Below are 24,703 nucleotides of genomic sequence, written 5' to 3'. Positions count from 1 at the left end.
GATGCTCTCACCGGGGAAATGTTGCTGTCGGCGTTGTCGAATCTGACGATGCCGACCCCGGCACCGGATGGAACTCCGGATTCTCGGTCGGCGGCGAAGCGGACGGCGGATGGGTTCACCGAACTGATTCGCCGCTACCTCGACTGCGCCAAAACCGGCACCGACGGTGGCCAGCGTCCGCACGTGAACGTGCACATCAATGCTCGTGATTTGGCGGAGCATCGGGACTGCGCCGCAACACCAACTGATGACGGAATGGCTGTGTCGGATCTCGATGTCGGGCACATGCCCTGGCTCGGGCCACTGTCGGTATCGCAGACCAGACTCCTCGGGTGCGATTGTTTCCTCTCGACTGTGCTGCTCGACGGTCACGGGGCGCCGCTCGATGCGAAACCCGGGAAACGGTTGGTCACCGCGGAGCAGCGAGTGGCGCTGATCGCCCGAGACAAAGGCTGCTCCTTCCCCGGCTGCACATGTGTGCCCGCGTGGACCGATGCACACCACATCCGGCACTGGGCCAACGGCGGGCCGACCGTGATGAACAACCTTGTCCTACTGTGCCGTTCACATCATCGGCTGATGCACCGGAAATCCGGGTTCGTCGGGAAGTGGGAAATCCGCATCGGGGTCGACAACAAACCCTGGTTCATCCCACCACCCTCGATCGACCCGCAGCAGCACCCGCGGCCGGCGAACACCACCTTCAAAACCTGAGGACGAACCTCAGACATACAACTTCACGCCAGGTCCGCATCGGGGGGAGCACCTCCGATGCGGACCTGGCGTGCGTTCATGTTGGTCAGCCCCCAACCGTCAAGTCGTAGAGAGTCACCCCGTCCACCGTTGTGGCGGTGAAGTTTTCGGTCACCCACGTCGAGATGGCGGTAGCGGTGCCTTCGGCGTTCATACCGCCACCCATCCCACCGCCAGCGATGAAGAAGTGAATCTTGCCCTCTGCCACGTACTGCTGGAACTGCGCGAGTGTCGGGGACGGATCACTCCCGTTGAACCCTCCGATAGCCATGACCGGTGACTGCGTCGCAAGCTGATAGCCCGATGCGCTGTTGGACCCGATTGCCGCGGCTACCCACGTGAACTGGTCGGAGTTCTCTTCGAGTGTGGACCCGACCGCGGCTCCCGGTGTACTGCCCTGAAGCAAACCACCGGCGGCGCCGCCTCCCATTGCGCCCCGCGTTCCGTCGGTGGTCGATGTGGTGGTACCCGGAGCTGTTGCACCACCGGGCATCTGACCCATTCCTGCAGGGGGCGTTCCCGGCGTTCCGGTGCCAGCCCCGTCAGTCCGACGGTTCCCGCCGTCAGCCGTGCCGCCGAATCCGCCAAATCCTCCGCGACCACCGCCCGGCCCGCCCATTCCACCTTCGACGCTCGGTCCGGCCGAAACTATGGAACCGGTATGCGGAGTGTTGATCGTGTCGATCGCGTACGCAGTCGGACCCGCCAGACCGGTGAAGATCGCCGCGAGGATCACTGCCACAGCCAATCGACCTCGCGTCGCTGCCGGCATCAGCATTGCCACGGCAGTGACGATGCCGACGACCAGAATCGCCCAGCGAAGCCACGGTACGAACGAAGGCGAGCGTCCGAGCAGTACCCACGCCATCGCGACGGTTGCGGCCAACGACACTGCCAGAACGAGGCGAACCCAGAGGACGTCACGATGACGCCAAGCGAATACGGATCCTGAGCCGATCAGTGCGGCGATCGCCGGCGCCAGCGCAACGGTGTAGTAAGCGTGGAAGATTCCCGCCATGAAACTGAAGGTCAATCCGGTCACCAACAGCCACAGTCCCCAGACGATGAATGAAGCGCGCTGTGTGTCAGCGCGGGGAGCCCTGCCTCGCAGCACGATTCCGGCCACCAGAAGTATCAGTGCGGCAGGAATCAACCAGGCAATCTGTCCGCCCTGGGCAGATTCGAACAGTCGGGTAATGCCGGTACTCCCCCACATACCGCCACCGGCCCCACCACCTGGTGCCATGCCTCCCGCTGCCATACCGCCTGCGGCCTCGCCCATTCCGGGGAAGCCTCCCGCAGCAGCACCGGCCGCAGCATCACCAGCACCGCGCATTCCGCCGCCGCCGACGCTTCCGGTCTCGTTGCCGCTCAAGCGTCCGAGCCCGTTGTAGCCGAGTGTCAGTTCGAGAATCGAATTGTTCTGCGAACCACCGATCCACGGACGTGAGTCGGCCGGCCACAGTTCGACGATTGCCAACCACCATCCGGCGGAGACGATCAGTCCGCCCAGTGCCGCGAACAGTTGGAGTACGCGCTTACCCAGTTTCGGCGGTCCGGCGATCAGATAAGTGAGCGCCAGCGGTGGAACTACCAACATGACCTGCAATTGCTTTGTCAGGAAACCGAATCCGCAGAAGATACCGACCAACACCAGCCAGCGGGTGCGACCGTCCTGCACGGCGCGCATCATCGCCCACACTGCTGCGATCATCAGGAGCACCAGCAGGGCATCCGGGTTGTTGAACCGGAACATCAGCGCCGCTACGGGTGTGAGCGCAAGTACCAAGCCGGCGAGGAGGCCGGCGGCCGCACCGAAATACCGTCGAACCGTTCCCCACAACAGCGCAACCGATCCGACTCCGAGGAGTGCCTGCGGCACCAACATCGCCCAGGAATTGAGTCCGAAGATGCGAACCGACAGCGACATCAACCACAGGGACATCGGCGGCTTGTCGACGGTGATCGAGTTGGCAGCATCCGAGGAACCGAGGAAGAAGGCCTTCCACGACACCGAACCTGCCTGAACCGCAGCAGCATAGAACGAGTTGGCCCATCCAGACGCGCCCAGGCCCCAGATGTAGGCGACTCCGGTGCCCACCAACAACACTCCGAGCGCCCACGGTTCCCAGCGCACCTGACGCTGCGGTTCCGGCGCCGGCAGCGGCGCGGCGAGTGTCTCTGCAGTGGCGGTCATCGATTGGCTCCTACGGATTGTGCAGTGCGAAAAACCCAGCGCAGCGCGACGAATCGGCTCACTGTGGCAACAAGATTGGCAATGACGAGTACGGCAAGCTCCACGTGCTTGGACGCGTCGGGCGCCATGACGTCGAGAACGAACAACGATCCGCTGGTGAGCAGTAGACCGAACCCGAACACGAGCAGGCCCTGCATCTGGTGACGGGCGGATCCTTCCGACCCGCGGATCCCGAAGGTGAAGGCTCGATTGGCGGCGGTGTTGAATACCGCGGTCACCAGCAATGCGACGGCGTTGGCCCACTGCGCACCCATCACCGAGTGCAGTGCGAGGTAGAGCAGTGCGTACGCGAGCGTCGAAATGACTCCCACCACGGCAAAGCGCGAGAGCTGCCCGACCATTCCTCGAGGAACTCCGGGAACCAGTGGTTCACGTCCGAAACTCGCTCTGAGCTCAGTCAAGGGAAGGGAACCGGTCGACAGTGCTCGCCCGACTCGGACCACACCTTTGAGGTCGGCAACTGCGGTGGCAATGATGTCCACCCGACTGTCCGGATCGTCCACCCAGTCGACGGGGACCTCGTGAATCCTCATGCCCGCTCGCTCGGCCAGCACGAGCAATTCGGTATCGAAGAACCACCCGGTGTCCTCCACCAGCGGAAGTAGTTGCCGCGCAACATCGACTCGCATGGCTTTGAATCCGCACTGAGCGTCGGAGAAGCGAGCATGCAGTGCGCTTCGGAGGATGAGGTTGTAGCTACGTGAGATGAACTCGCGTTTGGGGCCGCGTACCACGCGCGACGAACGTGCCAACCGGGAACCGATGGCGATGTCCGAGTGGCCGGAGAGCAGCGGAGCAATCAACGGCATCAGGGCATTGAGATCGGTGGAGAGGTCGACGTCCATGTACGCGACCACGTCGGCATCGGAGTCGCTCCACACCTGCCGCAGTGCTCGACCACGGCCCTTCGCATCCAGGTGGACGACCCGGACGTCGTCGAATTCTTCGGCGAGGGAACGTGCGAGTGCCAACGTGCCGTCGACACTGGCGTTGTCCGCGATGGTAATTCGTGCAGAGAATGGCACCTGTGTGCGTAAATGCCGGCGCAGGCGCCGCACGCACGTCTCCAGGCCGGCCTCTTCGTTGTATACCGGGACGACCACGTCCAGCACTACAGTCGTCGCGGAAAGCTCCCCTGCGTCCGTGCTGCCCGCGGTCTGCATGGCTTCTGTCGTCATGCGTCCTAGATTTGTCGGGCCGGCTCCGACGAACCTGCGTCCAGCCTGGGAGTTTCCTGGCAACCGGACGCGGGCTAATCTCGGGGTATGCCTTCAGTCTTCAGCGCCATCATCAACGGAGATCTACCAGGACGTTTCGTGTGGGAGGACGACGACGTTGTCGCGTTCCTGACCATTGCGCCGGTAACGCAGGGCCACGTACTCGTGGTACCGCGAGCCGAGGTCGATCAGTGGCAGGACGTGGATCCTGAACTCTTTGCCAAGGTCACCGCGGTTGCCCGCACCCTGGGTCAGGCTGTGCGGAAGGCGTTCGACGCGCCTCGGGCGGGTCTCCTCATCGCAGGTCTGGAAGTTCCGCATCTTCACGTTCATGTCTTCCCCGCATACGACATGGGGAACTTCGACATCAGTGGCGCCGATACTTCGCCGTCACCCGAATCTCTCGACGAGGCGCAGACCAAACTCAAGTCGGCGCTACGCGACCTCGGCTTCGAGGCAACTGTCTCGACTCGTTGATCCCGTACCTTCGACCGAATTTCGCTGGCCGATAACTGGACTCCCCGCCGCAGCCTCCAACGGAGGTTGCGGCGGTCGCATTTGTCACTCCTACCGACCGTGACCTGCGATTGCACACCGAACAGTCCGTTTCGCGCTGTCGCGCGAGCACGAGATTCGCTGCTACCGTGGGGCGCTGGTCCGGGACCTAGGGCCCTAAAACTGGTTCACGTGTTAACAGTCGGAGGACAAGGGAGCAATGCAGGAACGTGCCAAGATCAGTCGCCGACAGATTCTTCAAGGCGCTGCTGATCGGTTCGAAGTCACGGGGTACGGCAGCACGAGCATGAATGACATCGTGTCCGCGGCGCAGATGACCAAGGGCGCGGTCTATTTCCACTTCTCGTCCAAAGACGAATTGGCTCAGGCGGTCATCGAAGAACAGCACCAGATGTCGATCACTGCCTTCACCGCAGTTGCAGCCACGGGCGCACCGGCACTGGAACAGCTCGTCATGGTGTGCCACGAGATGGGCCGCCAACTCGTCGCGGACCCGATTGTTCGTGCGGGAGTCCGACTTACCCTCGAATTGGCCTCTGCCGACGGTTCGCAAGGCCCGTACGTCGTGTGGATCCGCGAGCTTCGAAAACTGGCCGAGGCCGCGAAGCTCGAAGGCGACATCCGCGACGACGTGGAGCCGGAATCGGTGGGTCGCGTGGCGATCTCGGCATTCACCGGCATTCAACTGGTTTCGAACGTGCTCACCAGACGAAGCGATTTGAACGACCGTATCGACGAATTGTTCACCATCCTGTTGGCAGGCGTGGTCTCGGACAAGCGTCGGACCGACGTCGCCGACCTGGTCGGACGTCGCCTCGAAACTTATGCGTCCTGACCCCCGCAACACCCTGACCCCCGGAACACCCTGACCCCCGGAACACCCTGACAATCGGTTGATTCGGCGTATCAGCACCGAACCGTGCGCCAACCTTCGTCGATTCGTACAAGACCCCCCGTCGTCGACTCACTATCGTCAGATCCACGAATAACCCAGATATACGGATACCGACGAAAGGGCTTCTCGAATGACCGAAACCGCCACGTACGTTGAGAGCGCACAGCAGGAGATCGCTGCTGTTCTCGCCGAAGCGAAGACCGATGCGTTCGTCCACGCACGCGACATCGATTCCGGCGAAGAGTTCGGCTACGGCGCTGACGAAGGTGTCATCCTCGCCTCCGTTTTCAAGATTCCTGTTGTACTGCAGTACGCCCGTGAAGTTGCGGCCGGCACCCTTGATCCGACCGAGCACGCCACGGTGACCGCCGAGTTCCGCTCCGGCGGCATCGGTATCGGCGGCTGCGCCGACGACGTGACCGCAAGCTGGCGAGATCTCGCTCTGCTCATGATGAGCTTCAGCGACAACGCCGCCACGGATTTCTTGTACGAACGCCTCGGACTCGACAACATCGTCGCAACGCTGCGCGGGCTCGGTTTGGAGAAGACCAACTTGGTCCGTGACTGCCGTGGTCTGTTCAAATCGGTCTACGACGACCTCGGTGTCGACAAGGGCACCTTGCTGGAAATGCCGCCCATCGAAATTCTTCGGACAATTTCCGTCATGGATCCGGCCCGCTCCAACTCCAGCACTCCTCGTGAGATCACAATGTTGCTGGCTGCAATCTGGAGGGACGAAGCCGGCCCCGCATCGGCCTGTGAAGAAGTCCGAACCATCATGAGCAAGCAGGTCTGGCCGCATCGCCTTTCGTCCGGTTTCCCCGACGAGGTCACTGTCGCCGCCAAGACCGGAACGCTGGGATTGGTACGAAACGAAGCCGGCGTCGTGGCGTACCCGGATGGCAAGCGTTACGCCGTCGGTGTCTTCACCAAGTCCCACGAGCTCACCCACCGCGCCCCGAAGATCGACGCCTCCATCGGAACCGTCGGCCGCATCGCTGTCGAAGCACTTCGCAACAACAGCTGATCTGAACCCACTGACAAAGAATGCGGATCGCGCTGAGAAATCAGTGCGACCCGCATTTTTCGGCTTTCGAGCTAGCGTGGACCGCGCAGACGAAGATGCACCATCAACCGGAAGCGGACGTTGGGATCGTCCAGATCCAACGCGGCCATACCCTTCAACTTGCTGAGACGATACCGAAAGGTGTTGGGGTGTACGTGCAATGACGCCGCGGCGTCACCGACGTCACCGAAGGCGTTGAGCCACGCATCGAGGGTGTCGACGAACGAGGTCGCATGAGCTGCGTCGTGGCTGGCGATCGCCTCGATGGGTCCGAGGTCCGAGAACCCTTCGGCTGCAGCTTCCGACGCGATCTCCAACAGGATGGCATCGACGTGGACGCTACTGAAGGTGGCGACGCTGCCCGACGCTCGTCCCGCCAACAACACTTCGAGGGCATGTTCGGCGTCGCGCTTCGATCGGCTCAGCTGCGCCGGTCTGGTCACGACCCGGCCGATCCCGATGATCGTGTCGCCGGACGCTCCGGTTCGGTCCAGGAAGTCCGAGGCCACACGGAACGCCTGTAGCTCGGCTTCTGCCGGGGAATGCCCTCGCACTGACAGCACCGCGTAGCCGGTTCCGTTGACCAGAGCAGCAGCCGACTGCGAATGGACCGCGCCCAGGTGCATGGCCAGAGCGTCGGTCAGCCGCACCACATGGGCTGCGTCGTCCGGCTTCGACGATCCTTCGAAAGACCTGCGGCCCAATGCCATCACGAGTGCGGGACCGGTCCCGAGGCCGAGGCGATTCATCGCGTCGACCGCACCGGATCCACCGTCGAGAAGGGTTGCGATCAGGTCTGCGCGCAGTCGACGCTCGGCGTCGGCGCCGCCGCGCAACCGCAACATCTGCAGTGCAATCAACCCGGCCGAATCGCGCAGTGCACGCATCCGGTCCTCGGACATCGGCTCACCGGTTGCCACCCACATGGAGCCGAGGAACTCGTCGCCGGCTCTGATGGACACGGCGATACGACCCATTTTTGTACCGAGGGTCTCGGCCGAAACCCACACCGGATCATCGCTGCGATAGAGCCGGTCGAAGACTCCCGCTTCTTCGAGCACTCGAATGTACTGGTCAGGAACTTGGCGCTCCAGAACGGTCGCGATACGTGGACCGTCACCTTCTTCCTGACGTCCGGAGAAGGCGATGACCCGTGAGCTTCGGTCCTCGATCGTGATCGGCGCATCCAGAAGTGCGCTGACGGCGTTGGCGAAAGCGAACAGATCGCCGGCCGGTCCACCTCCGCGCGAGTGGATGTGCCCGACTTCGTTCCGTGCCGAGAGCACCGAATGAAGCAGGCTTGTGAGCTGAACCCACGAAACTCCACGCGCCAAGGTCAATACGACAACGCCGGAGGAGATGATGGATTCACGGTCGGCATCGCTGACCTCGGTGGTCACTCGCGCGACCACCACGCGTACTCCGCGCTCGGCCAGGCCGGCCACGGACTCCGCGATACGTTCGCCTCCGGTGATGCCGACGAGCAGCACCATGGAGTCCGGTGTCGAGGGTGAGTCGTCGTCGGGGTCGTGAATGACCACCGAGGCGATCTCCTGGACCGCCTCCGGGTCGCCGACAACCGGGTTCAGCACCGTAGTTCCCACGTCTTCGAGAAGCCGCACCAAACTGATGCGAGGTCGTACGGTGCCCACGTCTATCACTCCTTCGTCCTGTGAACGAAGTGTGTCATAGTGATTCGTCAAAGCCGATCCATGCCGATCCATTCGACCGACGTGGTGATTGCTTCGAGCAGGTCAGGGATCGGTTCGACGCCGATGCCCGGCCCTTCCGGAACCTTCACGTAACCGTTGTCGAGTACGAACGGCTCGGTGATGTCTTCGGCGAAGTACCGGTCGGAAGCCGACGTATCGCCTGGTAGGACAAATCCGGGGAGCGCGGCAAGGGCGACGTTGGCAGCCCTGCCGATTCCGGTCTCGAGCATTCCGCCGCACCACACGGCAATTCCGTTGGCCTTGCAGACGTCGTGGATACGACGCGATTCCAGATAACCGCCCACACGTCCCGGTTTGATGTTCACCACGCTGCACGCACCGATTGCCAGAGCGTCGGCGGTGACCTTCGCGGAGGTGATCGACTCGTCGAGGCAGACCGGCGTCCGCATCATCTCGGCCAGCCTGGCGTGGCCACGCAGTTCCTCTTCGGGAAGCGGCTGCTCGATCAGCAGGAGGTCGAAGTCGTCGAGCCGCTGGAGATGGCGCGCGTCAGCCAGGGTGTACGCGGTGTTCGCGTCGACCTGGAGGAGTACGTCGTCGCCGAACCTCTCGCGGACTGCGCGAACCGGCTCGATGTCCCAGCCCGGTTCGATCTTCAGTTTGATGCGCAGGTATCCGGCGTCGAGGAACCCGCCTACCTCTTCGAGCAGTTCGTCGATCGAATTCTTGATACCCACCGAAACACCCGCAGGTACGCGATCGACTACTGCACCCAGGTACGAAGACATGCTCGTCCCGGCGGCCCGTAACTCGGCGTCGAGAAATGCGGTTTCCAGTGCCGCTTTGGCCATGGGGTGTCCGGCGAACTGTTCCATCGTCGCGCTCAGTGCGTGCACGTCGGGATCGGTGAGTTCGCCCAGAGACGGAATCAGGAACTTACGAAGGACTTCGGCGGCGCCGTCCGTGTATTCGGAGCAGTAGCGAGGCTCGGACATCGCAACGCACTCGCCCCAGCCCGCCGACTCCGAGGTGACGACCTTGACGAACAACACGTCCTTGGTGGTCTCCGTGCCGAACGAGGTTCGGAACGGCGCCTTCAACGGCATTGCTGCCCGGCGTAATTCAACTCCGTCGATCTTCACGATGTAACCTCCGCTGTTGTCCTGCCTGCCTGTGTTCCCGGCGCACGGTCCAGTACATATTTTCCGGTCCTGGTGACTGCGAGAACCACTCCGTTCTCGGCGAGCACACCCCCGAGAGTCTCGCGGACTGCCAGGCGCCAGTCGTTCGCTGCCGCCGGGTCCGACTTACGCAGTGTGTACACGTCATTCGGTGTAGCCACCGTGACGAATCGATTCTTGGTCGACTTCAACACGGGCAGGCCGGCTTCGGAGATCGACAACAGTTCGCTCGCTCCCAACGACTCAGGAGTCGGGACCTCTCCCGAACCGGCGACGACGTCGGAAACCTTGCTGCTACCGATTTCCCAGTCGATCAGCAATCGGTCGCTGTCTGCGCCGCCGTTGAGACTGTCGTTCATCGGCGCGTAGAAACGCGGCAGATACTGGATCGGGAACGCACCGAGTTTCGAGACGTTGAAGTAGGCATTGCGAGCGACGAGCGGGTCGAAAGTCCACCGCACGTGGAGAATTCCTCGTTCCAGTGCCCACGCTCGCTGGAACAGTTTCAACGCGAGGCCGATGTGCCCGTTCTGCACGTTCGGCAGGATCCCCGTGATGTGTGAATGCAACGAACGATGTTGCGGTTCCTCGAAGAATGCAACCGAGCCGCCGATCAGATCTCCGCCACGAAAAGCGCCGGCGACGTAGTTACCGGAGTGCGCGAGCGCTTTCATCATGTCCCGATGGACGGGAGGGTTGCCGCTCTCCGGCTGCCATACCTTCTCGAACAGACCGAATACCTGTTCCAACTCGGCATGCCCGGTGACGGTTTCGATAGTCACACATGCAAGCAGAGCGGCTTGCTCGGCCTGGCTGATTGCTTGCCGCATCCGTGAAGGCGATACACCTCCGAATGGTTGAACGGTCTTGCGTTGGACATTGTTCGGCGACGTCATCGTCACAGTCCTCCCTCCAGGATTCGAGTCACCAGACCGGCCAACAAGGTGGCGCGCGGGATCATCTGATCTATCTCTACGTGTTCTGTCGCTGCGTGGGCACCACCGCCGACGGCACCGAGGCCGTCCAACGTGGGAGTCCCGACTGCGGCAGTGAAATTTCCGTCCGACGCACCGCCGACGGCGCAGTCGCGAAGCATTCCCAACCCGCTCTCACTGCTGACCTGGTGAGCGAGAAAGTACAGCTTCTCCGAAGACACTGATTCCAGTGGTCCGCGGTTGGGTCCTCCGGACACCGAGATTCGGCTTTCGGCCAGCGCCGGTGTCAGCGCACGGATCGAACGGTCGATGCGTTCCTGTTCCTTCGCGGACCACATGCGAACGTCACACCACAGTTGCGCTTGCGCTGCAACGGTATTGGTCGTGGTTCCGCCACTGATCACGGACGGCACCACCGACGTTCCCGCCGCCGGGTCCGCGAGCTCCACCACGGCCTGAATCTGATGTGCGAGCTCAACTACGGCGTTCACACCTCGCTCCGGTTCCAGTCCGGCGTGTGCAGCGCGTCCCTCGATGTCGACGCAGTACAGCGACATACCCTTGCGCGCGGTCTTCACCGCGCCGTCGGCGGCGGCCTCGAGGACCAGCACAGCGTCGACCTGACGGGCTTGCTCCTCGATCAGTGCGCGTGAGGTCGGGGAGCCGATTTCCTCGTCGGAATTGAGGAGCACGACCACCCCGTCGAGCGACGGAAGCGATGCGAGCGCATGGAAGAGCTGGACGATGCCGGCCTTCATGTCGAAGACTCCGGGTCCGGTGGCGATGTTGTCGGTGACCGACCAGGGCAACTCCGCGAGCGTTCCGAGCGGCCAGACGGTGTCGAAATGGCCCAGGAGCATCACCTTCGGCTCCGCGCCGAACGACCAACGCAAGTGCTGGCGTCCGTCGATACGGATACGTTCGGGGGCGCTTCCGAGATGGCGTTCGCCGATGTCGGCCACCACGTCCGCACATGCATCGACTGCGCTGAGGTCGGAACTGGGCGACTCGGCGGTTACCAGCGCCGCCAGGTCCGCCACCATTGATTTCTTGTCCACTCCGACGCTCTCCTGTCACCGACTTGCAACTTCGCAGTCAAGCTTGGCCGAAGCGACCCTGTCGGATCTTGTCCAAGACTCCTGTCCTTCGGGCTCGGATTCGTCGTGTGTCACGAACAGCTGGGTGTGACAAGCAACTGGGTGTCATCAAGCAGGTGTGTCAGGTACCGATCTCGGTTCGGGCGGCAAACAGCTCGGGAAAGAAGCTCAACTCCAGCGCACGTTGCAGGAACCCGGCACCACCACTCGAACCGCCTGTCCCCTTCTTCATGCCGATCACCCGCAGCACGGTCCGAAGATGCCGGAACCGCCACAGCTGAAAGCTCTCCTCGAGGTCGACCAACTCCTCGAATGCCTCGTACGCCGTCCAGTGCTGTTCGACGTTCTCGTAGATTGCCTTGACCAGCGGAATCAGCTCGTCGTTTCGCACGTAGGGCGCGCTGACGTCTCGTTCGAGAGCCGACGCCGGAACGTCGTACCCCTGCCTGGACAGGTACCGCCAGAACTCGTCGTACAGCGTCGGCTCTCCGAGCAGGGTCTCCAACAATCGATGGGCGGACGGATCCGATTCGAACACCTTCAGCATGCCGGCGTTCTTGTTTCCGAGCACGAATTCCACGGCGCGGTACTGGTACGACTGGAACCCCGACGAGTTGCCGAGAACGCCCCTGAACTCCGCATACTCCGCCGGCGTCAGTGTCGCCAACACGGACCACTGTTCGGTCAGAGTGGCCTGGATGTGTTTGACGCGTGCGATCCGCTTGAATGCGACCCGAATATCGTCGGCAGCGATCGCTGCTCTGGCCGCCCGTATCTCGTGGAGAAACAGCTTGAGCCACAACTCGCTGGTCTGGTGCTGAATGATGAACAAGAGTTCGTCGTGGTGTTCCGGCTCGCTCACCGGATGCTGCGAATCCAGGAGGGTATCGAGTCCGAGGTAGGCCCCGTAACTCATCTTCTCGGAAAAATCGGTGACGACGTCGTCTTCGATCTTTCGTGTGCCGTCCGTTGCCGACATCTTCAGTCTCCTTCTCAGAATTTCGCCGGGGTCTGCGGAACGATCATGGCCACCAATGCGGCAGCGCTCGTCGCTCCGACCAGGACTCCGAATGCAGCCATGTACGAGAACTGGTCCACCATCCATCCCATCACGAGCGGGGTGATGAAACCGGCGAACTGACCACAACCGTTGATCAAACCCATTCCGGAACCGAGGAATTCGGAAGGAAGTGCCCGCAACGGCATCGCGAAGATCGACATCGAACACAGACCGCTGATGCCTAGAGCCAACGTCTCGTAGAACGTGAACATCGCGACGGTGTCAGCGGTGGTCATCAGGAACAACAGGACTGCCGACGTGGCCATACACGGAACCAGAAGAATCCGAGCCCGGTCGTGGAAGTACTTGTCCACCAACCGCCCGCCCACGATCGTGGCCAGCGCCGTGACGATGAAAGGGATCGCGGCAAAGATTCCCGTGTCGATCAGCGAGAGTCCCTTGTCGTTGAGCAGATAACTCGGCACCCAGGTCATCAGACCGTACGCGGACATGTTGGCCAGGCAGAACAGAATTGCGAACTTCCACACCGACGCGGACTTGAACACCGCGGCGCGAGAGTGCTCGCTCGCCAGAGGTTGCAGCGCAGCCTCAGGATCTTCCGAGATGTCCGTGTCCAACGGTGCCGGCAGCACCAACCACACCACCGTGCCGATCACAGCGCCGACGATGGCCACCAGCCAGAACGCGTCGCGCCACCCCACGGCCATGAGGACCGGCGCGATGATCAGCGGTGCGACGCCGGGGCCGAGATTGTTGGCGCCGAGCATGAAACCCATCGCGGTCGCTCTGGTTTTCGGACGCGTCCGCTCAGCCAAAGCCTTGAACGACGCCGCCGGAAACAGCCCCTGGCTGATACCGAACATCGCACGCATGACCATCAGCGAGATGAGACCCCACGCGAACCCTGTCAACGCGGTGAACACCGACCACAGGATCAACGCCACGATCAACAGTGGCCTGGGTCCGAAGCGGTCGGCCAACATTCCGCCGGGAACCTGCCCGAGCATGTAGAAGATCGCGAAGACCGAAACCACACCACCCAACTGCGTACTGCTGAGCGAGAATTCGTCGCCGATCATCGGAAGCGCAAGCCCGATCATGACGCGATCCACCATGTCGATCAACCAGATAGTACTGAGCAGCCCCACCGTAACGGTGGTCGTGCGACGAATCGACTTGTTGTCCACCATGTTTCGAACCGAACCGCCGGTCCCCCGCGATGGTTCTTCCACTGTGACGCGTTCCGCCTTCATCAAGCCTCCCGAATTGTCTTGTGCCGCATGGACTAGAACATTGAAAAGACTGATGAAGTGTGACAGCGAACACGTCTACCGCATTGGTCCGTTTCACCAATACCTGAAGCAACGTTTGGTCGGTCGGAACATGTTCTGCCCCAGTAGATGACGAATGCCGCCGACGCACACGGCGTCGGCGGCATTTCGCGATAGAGTCGCTACTTCATCACGTGCGATTGGCGACTGCCACGATCGTCGAGACGCCTGCGGCTGCAAGCCGAGCATTGACAGTGATCAGGCCGAGAATGTCGTCGACGCTGCCGAGTGTGTGCGAAATCGTACGATCCGAAATCCGTCGTGAGCCGGGAACAGCCTCGGCGAGTTCAGCTCCCGTAGTGGTGGGGTGAACGATCTCGAGGGTCCATTCGTCACGCAGCTCGACCGGCTTCAGTGTGTCGGCCTTGCGCACTGCGCGCTCGGCGCCTGCTCGGATCTGCTCGCACGCCAGCGACGGCGGCAGCGAATTGGAGGCCGACCATCCGTGTGCCTTCTTGACCTCGACGGTCTCGGTTGTCGGCGAGGCCGCGTCCACCAAGCCACAGATGATGTCGTCACCGGTCACGAGACCGACGGGAACGCCCTGGGTGGCAGCGTAGAGGGTGTTGACGTCGGTCTCAGAGACGGACTTGCCGTCGAGGCGGACGTCGGCGAACAAACTCGAGAACGTGTGCGCCAAGACGCCGGGTCCACCAGCTGGTGCGTGATAGCCGACAAACAGGGCGACGTCGTGATCCGACGTCATTCCTTCGGCCATGCACTGCATCTTGGGTGATCCGAAGATCAGGCGCGCCCGTGGATCCAGATCGGCGTGAAGCAGGTTGTCCATCGTTCCGTGGCTGTCGTTGACCAGGACGCTCGTCGCACCGGCGTCGAACGCACCGGCGATCGCAGCATTGGTCTCGGCAGTCATGAGCATCTGCGCACGGTGGTAGCCGCCACCGCCGCGGATCGTCTGATCGAGCGTCGCGATACCCGCGATACCCTCCATGTCCACCGAAATATAGACGTGCATTCCTGTCCTCCATCGATCTCAATCGGCTGAATTGATAACTTCGCTTTCACCTTCACACTCGACTGCATTCGTTTCTTGTCCGGTCGAACGGTGAGTCGGCCTCCATTTGGGACGTTCACACCAGAATCCGATACCCGAGCCGTGAAACCATCGGGACATTCGCCGGGCCAGGCGGTTCGACCAACGACAGGAGTGCAGCGCTGATGCAGGTCCACGACATCGTGTTCACCGGCGGCCGCGTCGTCGATCCCGCATCGGGGACCGACGAGGTTCGGGGCATCGCGATCACCGACGGCAAGGTCTCGGCGTGGGGTCACGACGCGATCGAGGCTCGGCAGACGATCGACGTGACCGGTCAGGTGATCTGCCCCGGATTCATCGACCTGCACAGCCACGGACAGGAAATCGCCGAGCAGCGACTTCAAGCGTTGGACGGAGTGACGACGGCCCTCGAACTGGAGGCAGGCGTCATTCCTGTTGCGAAGGCATATGCGCGTGCCGGTGCCGAGGGGCGCCCGATCAACTACGGCTACGCGACGTCGTGGGCGCACGCACGCATGATCGAACTCTCGGGCGCCGATCCCGATGGCGACATCAGGACTCTCTTGCACCATGTCGGTTCCCCGAGCTGGCAGGGCGAACCCACTGCCTCCCAGCGCGCCCACATTCTCGAACTCCTCGAAAACGATCTCGCTGCAGGCGCTCTCGGCATCGGCGTGGTGGTCGGATACGCCCCGAAATCCGATCCGGCCGAGTACCTGCAGGTAGCGGATCTCGCGGCCCGAGCCGGTGTTCCCACTTACACCCATGCGCGCCCACTCATCTCGGCCGATCCGTCGAGCCCGGTGGACGGCGCCGTCGAAATCGCCCGTGCAGCAGCCGAAACCGGCGCGCACATGCACTACTGCCACGTCAACAGCACCTCGGGAATGCACGTCGACCATGCACTGTCCGTGGTGGCTCAGGTCCAGGCAGCCGGATCTCGCGTCACGACAGAGGCGTATCCGTACGGGTCAGGCTCGACGGCCGTCGGAGCTGCGTTTCTCGATCCAGACAAGCTGCATCTGATGAATCTGACACCACGATCGCTGACTTTCGTGCCCACCGGTGAACGTATCGCGGACCGCAAGCAGCTGGAACATCTTCGGGCAACCGACCCCGGCGGACTGGTGTTGGTGGAGTTCCTCGACGAGAACGACACCGTGCAGCGCGAGTTCCTCGAACGCGCGATGACCTTCGACCGTGCCGCCATCGCGAGCGACGCGATGCCGCTGACCTGGCCAGGCCGTACCGCTGCCGATGCGTTGCAGTGGCCATTGCCGGAGAAGGCACTCGGCCATCCCCGCGGCGCCGGCACCTATGCACGTGCGATTCGTACGCTGTACCGCGAGCGTCAACTGCTGTCGCTGTCGGAGATCATCGCGCGCTGCTCGTTGATCCCCGCGCAGATTCTGGAGGAGTCGGTTCCCTCGATGGCGACGAAAGGTCGGATCAGCCCCGGTAGCGACGCGGACATCCTCGTTTTCGACCCCGAGCGAATCACCGACAACGCCACCTACATCGACGGCACCCGTCCCTCCACCGGAATCAGCCGCGTGCTGGTCGGCGGCGTACCCGTCGTCGAAGGCGGTGCCGTGGTCCAGGACGCGTTGCCCGGTCGCCCGGTACGCCGCTCATAGCCGGATCTCGTTCTGACCTGCATAGTTCTGACAGAAAGTCACCACACATGAACACATCGTCTGCAATCAACGGCACAATCGATGCCATGACGGATTTCGCGAACCCCCCGATCGGTTGGCAGCACAAGGCATTCGGCACCGACCTCCAAGGTCGCGACGGCTCCGACCTGGAGCCACTGGGGATCTCTGCGCTCGACGGCAACCTCCTGCTACCCGTGATGACACTCGATCGTGCAGCGATCGCGCACAATGTCGACCTCATGGCGCAGTTCTGCTCCGATCACGATGTGGATCTGGCGCCCCACGCGAAGACCACGATGAGCCCCGAACTGGTTCGTCGGCAACTCGACGCCGGGGCTTGGGCGATGACGGCGGCAACCGTTGCGCAGGCACGCATTCTGCGTGAGTTCGGTGTGGACACCATCATCATCGCCAGCCAGGTTCTCGATCCCGCCGGCATTCGGTGGATCTGCGACGCCCAGGCCACCGACCCCGATTTCTTCGTCACCACCCTCGTGGACTCGGTCGAGAGCGTCCGCCTGATGGAACAGTTGATCGCGAAAGTCTCACCGGCCAGCCGTATCCGGGTTCTCGTCGAACTCGGCTACGACAGCGGACGCGCAGGCGCTCGCACTGTCGAGCAAGCACTCGACGTCGCACGCGCAGCATCGCAGGCACCTTCGTTGATTCTCACCGGAGTCGAGGGGTTCGAGGGCATGATGCCCGGAGCCTCGGTAGCAGCCCGCCGTATCTCCGTCGATTCGTATCTCAAATCCGCGCGCGTTTTCACGGAAATCTGTGTTGCCGAGAACCTGTTCGAGAACAACTCCGCGAAGGCTCCCCGCCCACTGGTCACTTTCGGCGGCAGTGCGTTTCACGATCTGGTTGTACGCGAGCTGGCCGGACGGTGGGCACTCGACAGCGGTGTACGCGTCGTGCTGCGCAGCGGTTGCTACATCACTCACGATCACGGTCTCTATGCCGAGACTTCGCCATGGGCAGACGGACCACGAACTCTGCAGGGAGCCGCAGAGGTCTGGGGCGTAGTGCTCTCAATACCTGAACCCGGACGGGTGATCCTGGGCTTCGGCCGCCGCGATGTCGGTTCCGACGCAGGCTTTCCCATAGTCCTGTGGCGCCGACGCGACGGATCCAACCGATCAGCGCGAGAGCTGACGATCACCGCACTCAACGACCAGCACGCGTACGTCGACGTTCCGGCTGACTTCGACGTGAAGGTCGGCGATCTGCTCGGTTGCGGAATCTCGCATCCCTGCACCACGTTCGACAAGTGGTCACTGATTCCCGAGGTCGATTCGGATTACCGCGTCGTCGGCACGGTGCACACCTACTTCTGAGGGGCCGGTTGCGGTAATCCGGCGTCAGTCGTCCTTCGGGTCACGCGGCAATTCGACGCGGAACGTCGTCCCCTGCCCGAGGGAGGTCTCGACGCTGACGGTTCCGTCGTGCGCTGCAACCAAAGCCGAAACGATGGACAGGCCGAGACCGGCGCCCCCGGTCTCACGGGTGCGAGAGGTGTCGGCGCGGTAGAAACGCTCGAAGATCCGCGCGGCATCCTCGTCACTCAAACCCTGACCGGTATCCGAAACCTCGACCACCGCGGAGTTCTCGGTCGTACCGACACGAACGGTGACCTGCGCATCCGGCGGAGTGTGTTTGATCGCGTTGCCCACCAGATTGGCGACTACCTGACGCAGCCTGGCCTCGTCACCCTGCACTTCGGGCAGGCCCGGGCCGCCGATCATCTGAAGTTCGACAGTTCGATCCGGTGCGATCGCTCGTGCCGCCTGTACCGAATCCGCCGCAACTGCAAGCAGATCCACCGGCTTGTTCTCGAGTGGACGCTGTTCGTCGAGTCTTGCCAGCATGAGCAGATCTTCGACCAGAAGTCCCATCCTCGACGCCTCGCCCTCGATCCGGTTCATCAGCGTTTCCGTATCCGTCATGGCGCCTTGGCGATACAACTCGGCGAACCCACGAATAGTCGTCAAGGGTGTGCGCAACTCGTGGCTCGCGTCGCCGACAAACCTACGCATCTTCTCCTCGGAACGCCGTGCTGATTCCTCCGAAGCCTCGGTCGCGGAAAATGCGTGTTGAATCTGCGCGAGCATTCCGTTGAGCGCCACCGACAGTCGGCCGACCTCGGTGCGGTCGTCACGCTCCGGGACCCGTCGATGAAGGTCGCCGGCGGCAATGGCAGCGGCAGTTTCCTCAACCTCGACCAGCGGACGAAGGCTCCGACGAACCACGAAATACGCTCCGCCGCCGAGGATCAGCAGGACAACCAGGCCGATGCCGAGTTGCAGGCCGACCAGGTCGTCGACGGTCTGTTCGATATCCGTCAGTCGCACACCGATAGTCGTGGTCGTGTTTTCGCGAACCGTCGTGAGAACTCGCCAGTTCACGTCCGAACCGTCGCTCGATCCGACGGTGATCGGGCCGTTGGTGGAATCTTTCGACAGGTCGGGTTCGGTCGTCGTCGACTTGTCGTTGAGAGTGAACACCTTCCCGTCCGCGGTCACCGTCCGAACGAAGAAGGGACTGGGCGGACGAGTTTGCGGACCGACATCGCTGGGTGGCTGCAAATCTCTGGTGTGCGGCTTTGCCCAGCCGTCGACCGCCTCGTACAGCGTTTTGTCAGTTCGCTGGGTCAGTGAATTCTCGAGAGCCGAAGTGACCGCGACGCCAGACGCCAACAGACCCAGCGCCGCCAACACCAGCAAGGCCGCAACCAGGGTGAAACGCAGCGGCAGTGAATGGAGACGGAAACGACCTCTCTTCTGCAGTTGGTCGCTTTCCGCGGCGGCGATCATTGCCGCGGTTCACGCATCACGTAGCCGACCCCACGCAATGTGTGAATCAGCGGCGTCTCCCCCGTATCCACCTTGCGCCGCAGGTAGGACACGTAGGACTCGACAACTCCGACCTCCCCGCCGAAGTCGTAGTTCCAGACGTGGTCGAGAATTCGAGGCTTACTGAGAACCGTCCCGGCATTGACCATGAAGTATCGGAGCAGTGTGAACTCGGTGGGTGAGAGTGCAACCAACTCGCCCTTCTTCCAGACCTCGCGGGTGTCGTCGTCGAGTTCGATGTCGGCGAACTTCACCCGCGGCGACTGCTCCGGTGCGACCCCGCGGCCGGCGCGGCGCAGGATGACCCGCAACCTCGTCACGACCTCTTCGAGGCTGAACGGCTTGGTCACGTAGTCGTCCGCGCCGAGGGTCAGGCCGCTGATCTTGTCGTCGAGCGAATCCTTCGCCGTCAGAAACAGGACCGGTGCGTCCACACCGTCGGCACGGAAGCGTCGAAGCAGACCGAAGCCGTCCATCCCGGGCATCATGACGTCGAGAACAATCGCGTCGGGACGGAATGTCCGTGCGACGTCCAGGCCTTGGGCTCCGCTCGAAGCAGTCGCCACCTCGAAACCCTGGAATCGGAGGCTCACGGAGAGCAACTCCACGATGGTGGGTTCGTCGTCGACGACGAGGATGCGGGCTTCGGGGGTCTTGTCGGTCACGAGAACCATCTTCTCCCCTGCCACTGGATTCTCGCTGTATGTTCCCTGGGAGCTTCCTGTGAACGGCTGAGTGCAGGTGAAAAGCCGGGTGCAGGTGAAAAGCTGGGGTACAGGCCCACGAACCGGAAGGATGCGGCATGTCACTACCTCCACTGTGGAACATGGAATGACTGTGGAACATGGAATGCTTGACCTGGCGTATTCCTCTGTTCACCAACAACTCCGATCCCGGCGAGGATCCCGGCTTCGCGCCACCGGAGTCTTGGGCACAAGCCCTCGCGGCTGTTGCCCAAGATCTGCGTTGCCTGCGATTCGGACCTGAAGTTGTTGTCGATCGTCTGATCTGGGAATTTTCGATCAACAGCGACTACAACGTCACGATCGGCTGGCAAGGCGCACGTGACATCGGCGGATTCAGCTACTTCAACGCACTGTCGATGGATACTGCATTCGCGGACGCTGCGGTGTGGGTCGCCGATATCGTTCAGACCAAATTGGCCGGGTACGACTTCGTTCAGTGGCCGAGCCGAGGGCGCCATCTGCTTGTCCCTCGACTTCGAGACGGGGAACCGGTGTGGATGGATCCGCACGGCGATGTGACGATCAGTCGTATCGGCGAGTTGTGCAAAAATTCGACGAATTATGCAGCAACGTAGCCCAGTTCAAATCGCTCAGCTCTACGGTTCGGTGGCGTCCGCGCTGGTCGGCGGCGTGGTGGCCGCGTACGCAGTGGCCGAGTCTCGAGTTGACGACTTCTCGTTCTCCGACGACGGCCTCACCTCGGTGGTGATCACGCCGCAGTGGGCGGGAGCAACTGCCGCTGTGGTTGCAGCGGTCGGTGTTGCGCTACTACATCGCTGGGGACGTGGCGGACTCGCGAGTGTCTTCGCTGCCGTTGGCGCCCTAGTCATCGCGTTACCAGCATTCGTCCCTGTCTCCGCCTCGATATCGGTGACCCTGAACGCAATGGGAGCCGGCACTTTCCTCGCGGCGGCGGCATATCCGACGAAGAGTCACCGCGCAGCACAAATTGCTCTCGCACTCGGGGTGACCGCGACGACCCTGTACTTCGGCGCCGCAGACTTGTGGCGCGATCGCGTCGCAAGGTGGTCGCTCACACTTCCGGGCGATACCTACCCCGTGCCGTCCACGGTTCCCGTCTGGATACTGCTCGCTGCAACCCTTCTGGTAGCCGGAGTCGCCTCGGTCGCACGATCAGGTCAAGAGACGGACGACGTCGACACACGCCTGGCGACTTTGGGAGTTGTTCTGCCCCTGGCATTCACGGCCCTGTATGCGTGGTTGGGCTCGACGTCGACATCGCCTGGGTCCTGGGTGACGGCGGTGGTGATCGCAGTTGCCATTACCGTCGCACTGGCTTGGCGTTTGCCGCAACACGACGGCCGCTTCATACTCGCCGGACTCGCAATCGGCGCGGTTTCGATCAGCTCGATTTCCTTTTCATCCGACTGGACTTGGGCGGTGCCCGCGGTGGGTGCTGCGCTGGCGCTGGGCGTCGCCGTCGGCTGGAAAAGACCAATGCCCCAACTCGGGCTGGGACTGCTTGCCGTGACCGCACTCTCGGGATTGCTGGATGCCGCCCTGACCACGGTCGCCTATGTCTTCGTCCTCCCGCTTGCGCTGGGACTGGCCGTCGCGTCATGCATGCCTGTTGCCGTCGGAGCAGTCGCGCGCGGGTCGGTACTTCCCTTCACTCTTACCTTGTTCTCGGTTTCAGCGACCTTCCTGGACCCTGTCTCGCAGGAATTCGGGTGGTCGACCGCTCCGCTCGAGGAACACGGTCCGACCGCCGTGACCACGCCGATTCCTTTGACTGTTCTCGCTGCGACGGCGACGATCGCGGTGGCCATGTCGACCATCCATCTGAAGAGAGTTCGAACGGCTGTGGTGACCTAAATCGCCAGCTGATCGGGTCGGAACGCAGAATTCTGTTGCTATGGTTGGGTGGTCAACGACGACATCCGGACGAGCGCACCGTACCCGGCCAGCGAAAAGACGGTGCCTTGGGAGTTGTTCACCATGGCATGGATCGTGCTCGTCATTTCCGGACTTTTCGAAGCTGTCTGGGCTACCGCGCTGGGTAAGTCCGACGGATTCAGCAAGATGTCACCCACCGTTGTCTTCATCCTCGGCCTGATCGTCAGTATGGCCGGCCTCGCGTATGCAATGCGCACCCTTCCCATCGGAACTGCGTACGCGGTCTGGGTCGGCATCGGCGCCGCCCTGACCGTCGGATACGCGATGATCACCGGCGCGGAGTCCACGTCAGTCGTCAAGATTCTGCTGATCCTTGGCATCGTCGGTTGTGTGGTCGGTCTGAAGGTCCTTCACTGACCGGCGATCCTGATGAGTGTTTGTGTGTTACCGGTTACAGTTAACGCATGAACCTGCTGGAGATGCTCACGCTTCCCCTACGCGCGGGCATTGCAGCCGCAGAGATCAGTTTGGGTATCGCCGAGCTGACGGTCACGACAGTTCGTATCGCCGTCGGTAATACCGGTGCCGTGACGGCGGGTGCAGCAGGCTTGGCCAGCCCTCGCGGACCCATGCAGATGATCCAGCAGTTGTCATCGCTTACTGCAGACGATCGGCCCATCGGGCAGGCCTTGGCCCCCGGTGGGCCGCTCGATCGCCTTCTCTCACCCGGCGGCCCGGTCGACAAACTGACTGCACCCGACGGCACTCTCGAACGACTTCTCGCTCCCGGCGGACCACTCGAAAGACTTCTTGCTCCCGGCGGACCGTTGGATCGGGTGCTCGCCGAGAACGGCGCCTTGGATCGGGTGCTCGCCGAGAACGGCGCCTTGGAACGGTTGCTCGCCCCGGACGGTCTCCTCGACCGAATGATGGCGGAGGACGGTCCGCTGGAACGACTGACCGCACAGGACGGTGCCGTCGAACGCCTGACTGCCAAGGACGGTGTCATCGATCGCGCACTGGCCGAGAACGGCATCCTCGAAACACTCTTGGCGGAGAACGGCGCCTTCGAACGGCTCATCGCCGAAGGCGGCCCGCTTGACCAGATCGTTGCACTGTCCGATACGTTGACTTCGCTCGCTCCCAACCTCGAGAGAATGAGCGCCAGCATCGAGGTACTGCAGGAAACAGTCGGAATCCTCAGTGCTGCAGTCGGTCCACTCGGAGAACTGGCCGGCAAGCTTCCCAATCGCTGGCTCAAGAGCAAGGGCGAACGCCCAGGGCCGGACCTTCCGATCGAATCGGCATAACAAACGGTTACTCGCCGATTACGTGGTCAGTTGTTGATCACGATGTTGAGATTGATGATGATTCCGCCGAAAGTCAGAATCGTGTTGGCCAAGCCAACGGTCATTCCACTGTTCAGAGCCGCGATCAGTCCGTTCATCGTCGTATCCCCTTCACTGTCTGCGGGTTACGCGTACAAGATTGTGCGCTGGCGCTGACAATAGGCCAAGTTCGCGACCTGCGCGCCATTGCGGAGAAAACTTGTACCGCGGTCGCAGTTTCCGCGTTAACTGTTGCAGGACAACGCAATTCCATTCTCGGCGCACTACCCGCAAATGACTGAACCAAACATCACGATTAGGCATACGTATCCCACCCGCATAACCGTCTGCCCCACCAGACACTTGTCCACCCAAACAGAGTGCACAACAGTTAGTCCGGTGCAACAATAAGACGAATCGGACATGCCTGCGACGTGATGAGGAAGGGTGGTTGAGACAATGACGGCGCCGCGCATTGCCAGAGAACACCGCGGCCCTACCGGGGGCCGAAATTCCGCGTCGCAGGACAGCCTGGACGCCGCCTCGGACGCCCTGCAATCGCTGTACGCGCACCTCGATCCACATGCCCAGGCCGAGCAATTTCTCGAACAGGTCTGCAAACACGCCGTCGATCTCATCGCCGACGCCGACATGGCCGGAATTACCATCGGCGGTTCGGATTCGACATTCCGAACCGTAGCCGCCACCCATCAACTCGTTCGCACCGTCGACTCGATCCAATTCCGACTGGACTACGGACCGAGTGTGACGTCGTCACGCACGGGCACGGTTGTACGTGCGCATGCCAGCGAAGCCCACAGCCGGTGGCCTCAATTCGCAAGCGCGGCAAAAGCAGTCGGCGCCGTCAGCTTTCTGTCGATGCCATTGCCCGGTAGAGATCGCCCGCTGGGAACCCTCAACCTCTACAGCCACGACCTCCGAGGTTTCACCGGCGCCGACGTGGCATTGCTCCAACTGTTCGCCGTCACCTCGTCCTACGCACTGCACAGCTCGCAGCGCCTCGACATCGCCAGAAAGCACGCGATGGACCTCGAGCGTGCACTCGAATCGAGAGGCGTCATCGAACAGGCCAAGGGCATCATCATGGGCACCCACCGCGTCGATGCCGACCGCGCCTTCCGCATCCTCATCCAGGACTCACAGCGCAGCAACGTCAAACTGCGAGTGATCGCCCAGCAGTACATCGACGGCGCGATCGATCCGCGCCAGGCCACGAACAAGCCTGAGACCAACTGAACCCGGCAGACACAGCATCTCCGCAGACACAGTGCTTCGGCAAAC

The 24,703-nt window shown here is 62.2% G+C and carries 22 protein-coding genes and 1 riboswitch; of the genes, 11 read left to right on the top strand and 11 right to left on the bottom strand.

Annotated features, from left to right (window positions below; genetic code table 11):
• A partial coding sequence (locus AC1DVN_RS15850; protein ID WP_477994011.1) for an HNH endonuclease signature motif containing protein occupies positions 1–714 on the top strand: 714 nt, incomplete at its 5' end.
• Between the two features lie 85 nt (positions 715–799).
• Here AC1DVN_RS15850 and AC1DVN_RS15845 read toward each other — a convergent pair.
• Both AC1DVN_RS15845 and AC1DVN_RS15840 read right to left on the bottom strand, forming a co-directional pair.
• Entirely contained in the window at positions 800–2,950 is a 2,151-nt protein-coding gene (locus AC1DVN_RS15845) for an ArnT family glycosyltransferase (protein ID WP_477994010.1), read from the bottom strand.
• Positions 2,947–4,188, bottom strand: a complete 1,242-nt coding sequence (locus tag AC1DVN_RS15840; protein WP_097387832.1) for a bifunctional glycosyltransferase family 2/GtrA family protein — start codon at positions 4,186–4,188, stop codon at positions 2,947–2,949. The genes AC1DVN_RS15845 and AC1DVN_RS15840 overlap by 4 nt, the downstream gene beginning before the upstream one ends.
• Positions 4,189–4,275: 87 nt before the next feature.
• Here AC1DVN_RS15840 and AC1DVN_RS15835 point away from each other — a divergent pair, with 87 nt between their 5' ends.
• The 3 genes from AC1DVN_RS15835 to AC1DVN_RS15825 all read left to right on the top strand — a co-directional run bounded on the left by AC1DVN_RS15835 (position 4,276) and on the right by AC1DVN_RS15825 (position 6,665).
• Positions 4,276–4,704 (top strand): HIT family protein, encoded by a 429-nt coding sequence (locus AC1DVN_RS15835; RefSeq protein ID WP_019747035.1) that lies wholly within the window; start codon positions 4,276–4,278, stop codon positions 4,702–4,704.
• A gap of 238 nt (positions 4,705–4,942) precedes the next feature.
• Positions 4,943–5,578: a ScbR family autoregulator-binding transcription factor gene (locus tag AC1DVN_RS15830; protein WP_097387833.1), complete on the top strand. Its 636-nt coding sequence runs from the start codon at positions 4,943–4,945 to the stop codon at positions 5,576–5,578.
• Between the two features lie 190 nt (positions 5,579–5,768).
• Positions 5,769–6,665: a serine hydrolase gene (locus AC1DVN_RS15825; protein WP_020906342.1), complete on the top strand. Its 897-nt coding sequence runs from the start codon at positions 5,769–5,771 to the stop codon at positions 6,663–6,665.
• 71 nt (positions 6,666–6,736) lie between these two features.
• Here the strand turns inward: AC1DVN_RS15825 and AC1DVN_RS15820 are convergent, their stop codons facing one another.
• From AC1DVN_RS15820 to AC1DVN_RS15790, 7 genes are all read right to left on the bottom strand, one after another.
• A complete protein-coding gene (locus tag AC1DVN_RS15820) occupies positions 6,737–8,356 on the bottom strand; it encodes a PucR family transcriptional regulator (RefSeq protein WP_020968527.1) in 1,620 nt (539 codons plus the stop codon).
• Positions 8,357–8,403: 47 nt separating this feature from the next.
• A complete protein-coding gene (gene menC, locus AC1DVN_RS15815; protein ID WP_031332867.1) occupies positions 8,404–9,519 on the bottom strand; it encodes an o-succinylbenzoate synthase in 1,116 nt (371 codons plus the stop codon).
• Positions 9,516–10,454, bottom strand: coding sequence for a GNAT family N-acetyltransferase (locus AC1DVN_RS15810; RefSeq protein WP_003945514.1), 939 nt, complete (start codon positions 10,452–10,454; stop codon positions 9,516–9,518). The genes menC and AC1DVN_RS15810 overlap by 4 nt, the downstream gene beginning before the upstream one ends.
• Before the next feature lie 2 nt (positions 10,455–10,456).
• Positions 10,457–11,551 (bottom strand): M20 family metallopeptidase, encoded by a 1,095-nt coding sequence (locus AC1DVN_RS15805; RefSeq protein WP_097387834.1) that lies wholly within the window; start codon positions 11,549–11,551, stop codon positions 10,457–10,459.
• 160 nt (positions 11,552–11,711) lie between these two features.
• The gene (locus AC1DVN_RS15800) at positions 11,712–12,569 is read right to left on the bottom strand and encodes a tryptophan 2,3-dioxygenase (protein WP_019747028.1); all 858 of its coding nucleotides are present in this window, start codon (positions 12,567–12,569) and stop codon (positions 11,712–11,714) included.
• Between the two features lie 14 nt (positions 12,570–12,583).
• Positions 12,584–13,864, bottom strand: coding sequence for an MFS transporter (locus tag AC1DVN_RS15795; RefSeq protein ID WP_279163112.1), 1,281 nt, complete (start codon positions 13,862–13,864; stop codon positions 12,584–12,586).
• 208 nt (positions 13,865–14,072) lie between these two features.
• Positions 14,073–14,918 carry a M55 family metallopeptidase gene (locus tag AC1DVN_RS15790; protein WP_279163111.1) on the bottom strand — a complete coding sequence of 282 codons (846 nt, stop codon included), beginning with the start codon at positions 14,916–14,918 and terminating at the stop codon, positions 14,073–14,075.
• Between the two features lie 203 nt (positions 14,919–15,121).
• Between AC1DVN_RS15790 and AC1DVN_RS15785 the strand changes: the two genes are divergently transcribed.
• A complete protein-coding gene (locus tag AC1DVN_RS15785) occupies positions 15,122–16,597 on the top strand; it encodes an amidohydrolase family protein (protein ID WP_020906335.1) in 1,476 nt (491 codons plus the stop codon).
• 47 nt (positions 16,598–16,644) lie between these two features.
• Positions 16,645–17,955, top strand: coding sequence for an alanine racemase (locus AC1DVN_RS15780; protein ID WP_092764643.1), 1,311 nt, complete (start codon positions 16,645–16,647; stop codon positions 17,953–17,955).
• 24 nt (positions 17,956–17,979) lie between these two features.
• On the opposite strand, the gene AC1DVN_RS15775 is transcribed toward AC1DVN_RS15780, so the two are convergent.
• Positions 17,980–19,431 carry a sensor histidine kinase gene (locus AC1DVN_RS15775; protein ID WP_279163110.1) on the bottom strand — a complete coding sequence of 484 codons (1,452 nt, stop codon included), beginning with the start codon at positions 19,429–19,431 and terminating at the stop codon, positions 17,980–17,982.
• Positions 19,428–20,144 carry a response regulator transcription factor gene (locus tag AC1DVN_RS15770; RefSeq protein WP_134998503.1) on the bottom strand — a complete coding sequence of 239 codons (717 nt, stop codon included), beginning with the start codon at positions 20,142–20,144 and terminating at the stop codon, positions 19,428–19,430. Before AC1DVN_RS15770 ends, AC1DVN_RS15775 begins: the two co-directional genes overlap by 4 nt.
• Positions 20,145–20,314: 170 nt before the next feature.
• Between AC1DVN_RS15770 and AC1DVN_RS15765 the strand changes: the two genes are divergently transcribed.
• The 5 genes from AC1DVN_RS15765 (at position 20,315) to AC1DVN_RS15745 (ending at position 24,658) form a co-directional block, all read left to right on the top strand.
• The gene (locus tag AC1DVN_RS15765; protein WP_374277683.1) at positions 20,315–20,791 is read left to right on the top strand and encodes a hypothetical protein; all 477 of its coding nucleotides are present in this window, start codon (positions 20,315–20,317) and stop codon (positions 20,789–20,791) included.
• Positions 20,778–22,052, top strand: coding sequence for a hypothetical protein (locus AC1DVN_RS15760; protein ID WP_477994009.1), 1,275 nt, complete (start codon positions 20,778–20,780; stop codon positions 22,050–22,052). The genes AC1DVN_RS15765 and AC1DVN_RS15760 overlap by 14 nt, the downstream gene beginning before the upstream one ends.
• A gap of 43 nt (positions 22,053–22,095) precedes the next feature.
• Positions 22,096–22,161, top strand: a riboswitch (guanidine-III (ykkC-III) riboswitch).
• A gap of 14 nt (positions 22,162–22,175) precedes the next feature.
• Positions 22,176–22,490, top strand: coding sequence for a DMT family transporter (locus tag AC1DVN_RS15755; protein ID WP_020906330.1), 315 nt, complete (start codon positions 22,176–22,178; stop codon positions 22,488–22,490).
• 47 nt (positions 22,491–22,537) lie between these two features.
• Positions 22,538–23,383, top strand: a complete 846-nt coding sequence (locus AC1DVN_RS15750) for an ABC transporter (protein WP_477994008.1) — start codon at positions 22,538–22,540, stop codon at positions 23,381–23,383.
• 465 nt (positions 23,384–23,848) lie between these two features.
• Complete coding sequence (locus tag AC1DVN_RS15745; protein ID WP_019747017.1) at positions 23,849–24,658, top strand: GAF and ANTAR domain-containing protein; 810 nt, start codon at positions 23,849–23,851, stop codon at positions 24,656–24,658.
• The last annotated feature ends 45 nt before the right edge of the window (positions 24,659–24,703 follow it).

This window comes from Rhodococcus sp. P4_E4 (assembly GCF_056401575.1).
Note: the sequence above shows the minus strand (reverse complement) of the source record. Positions and strands in the feature narration are given on the sequence as shown.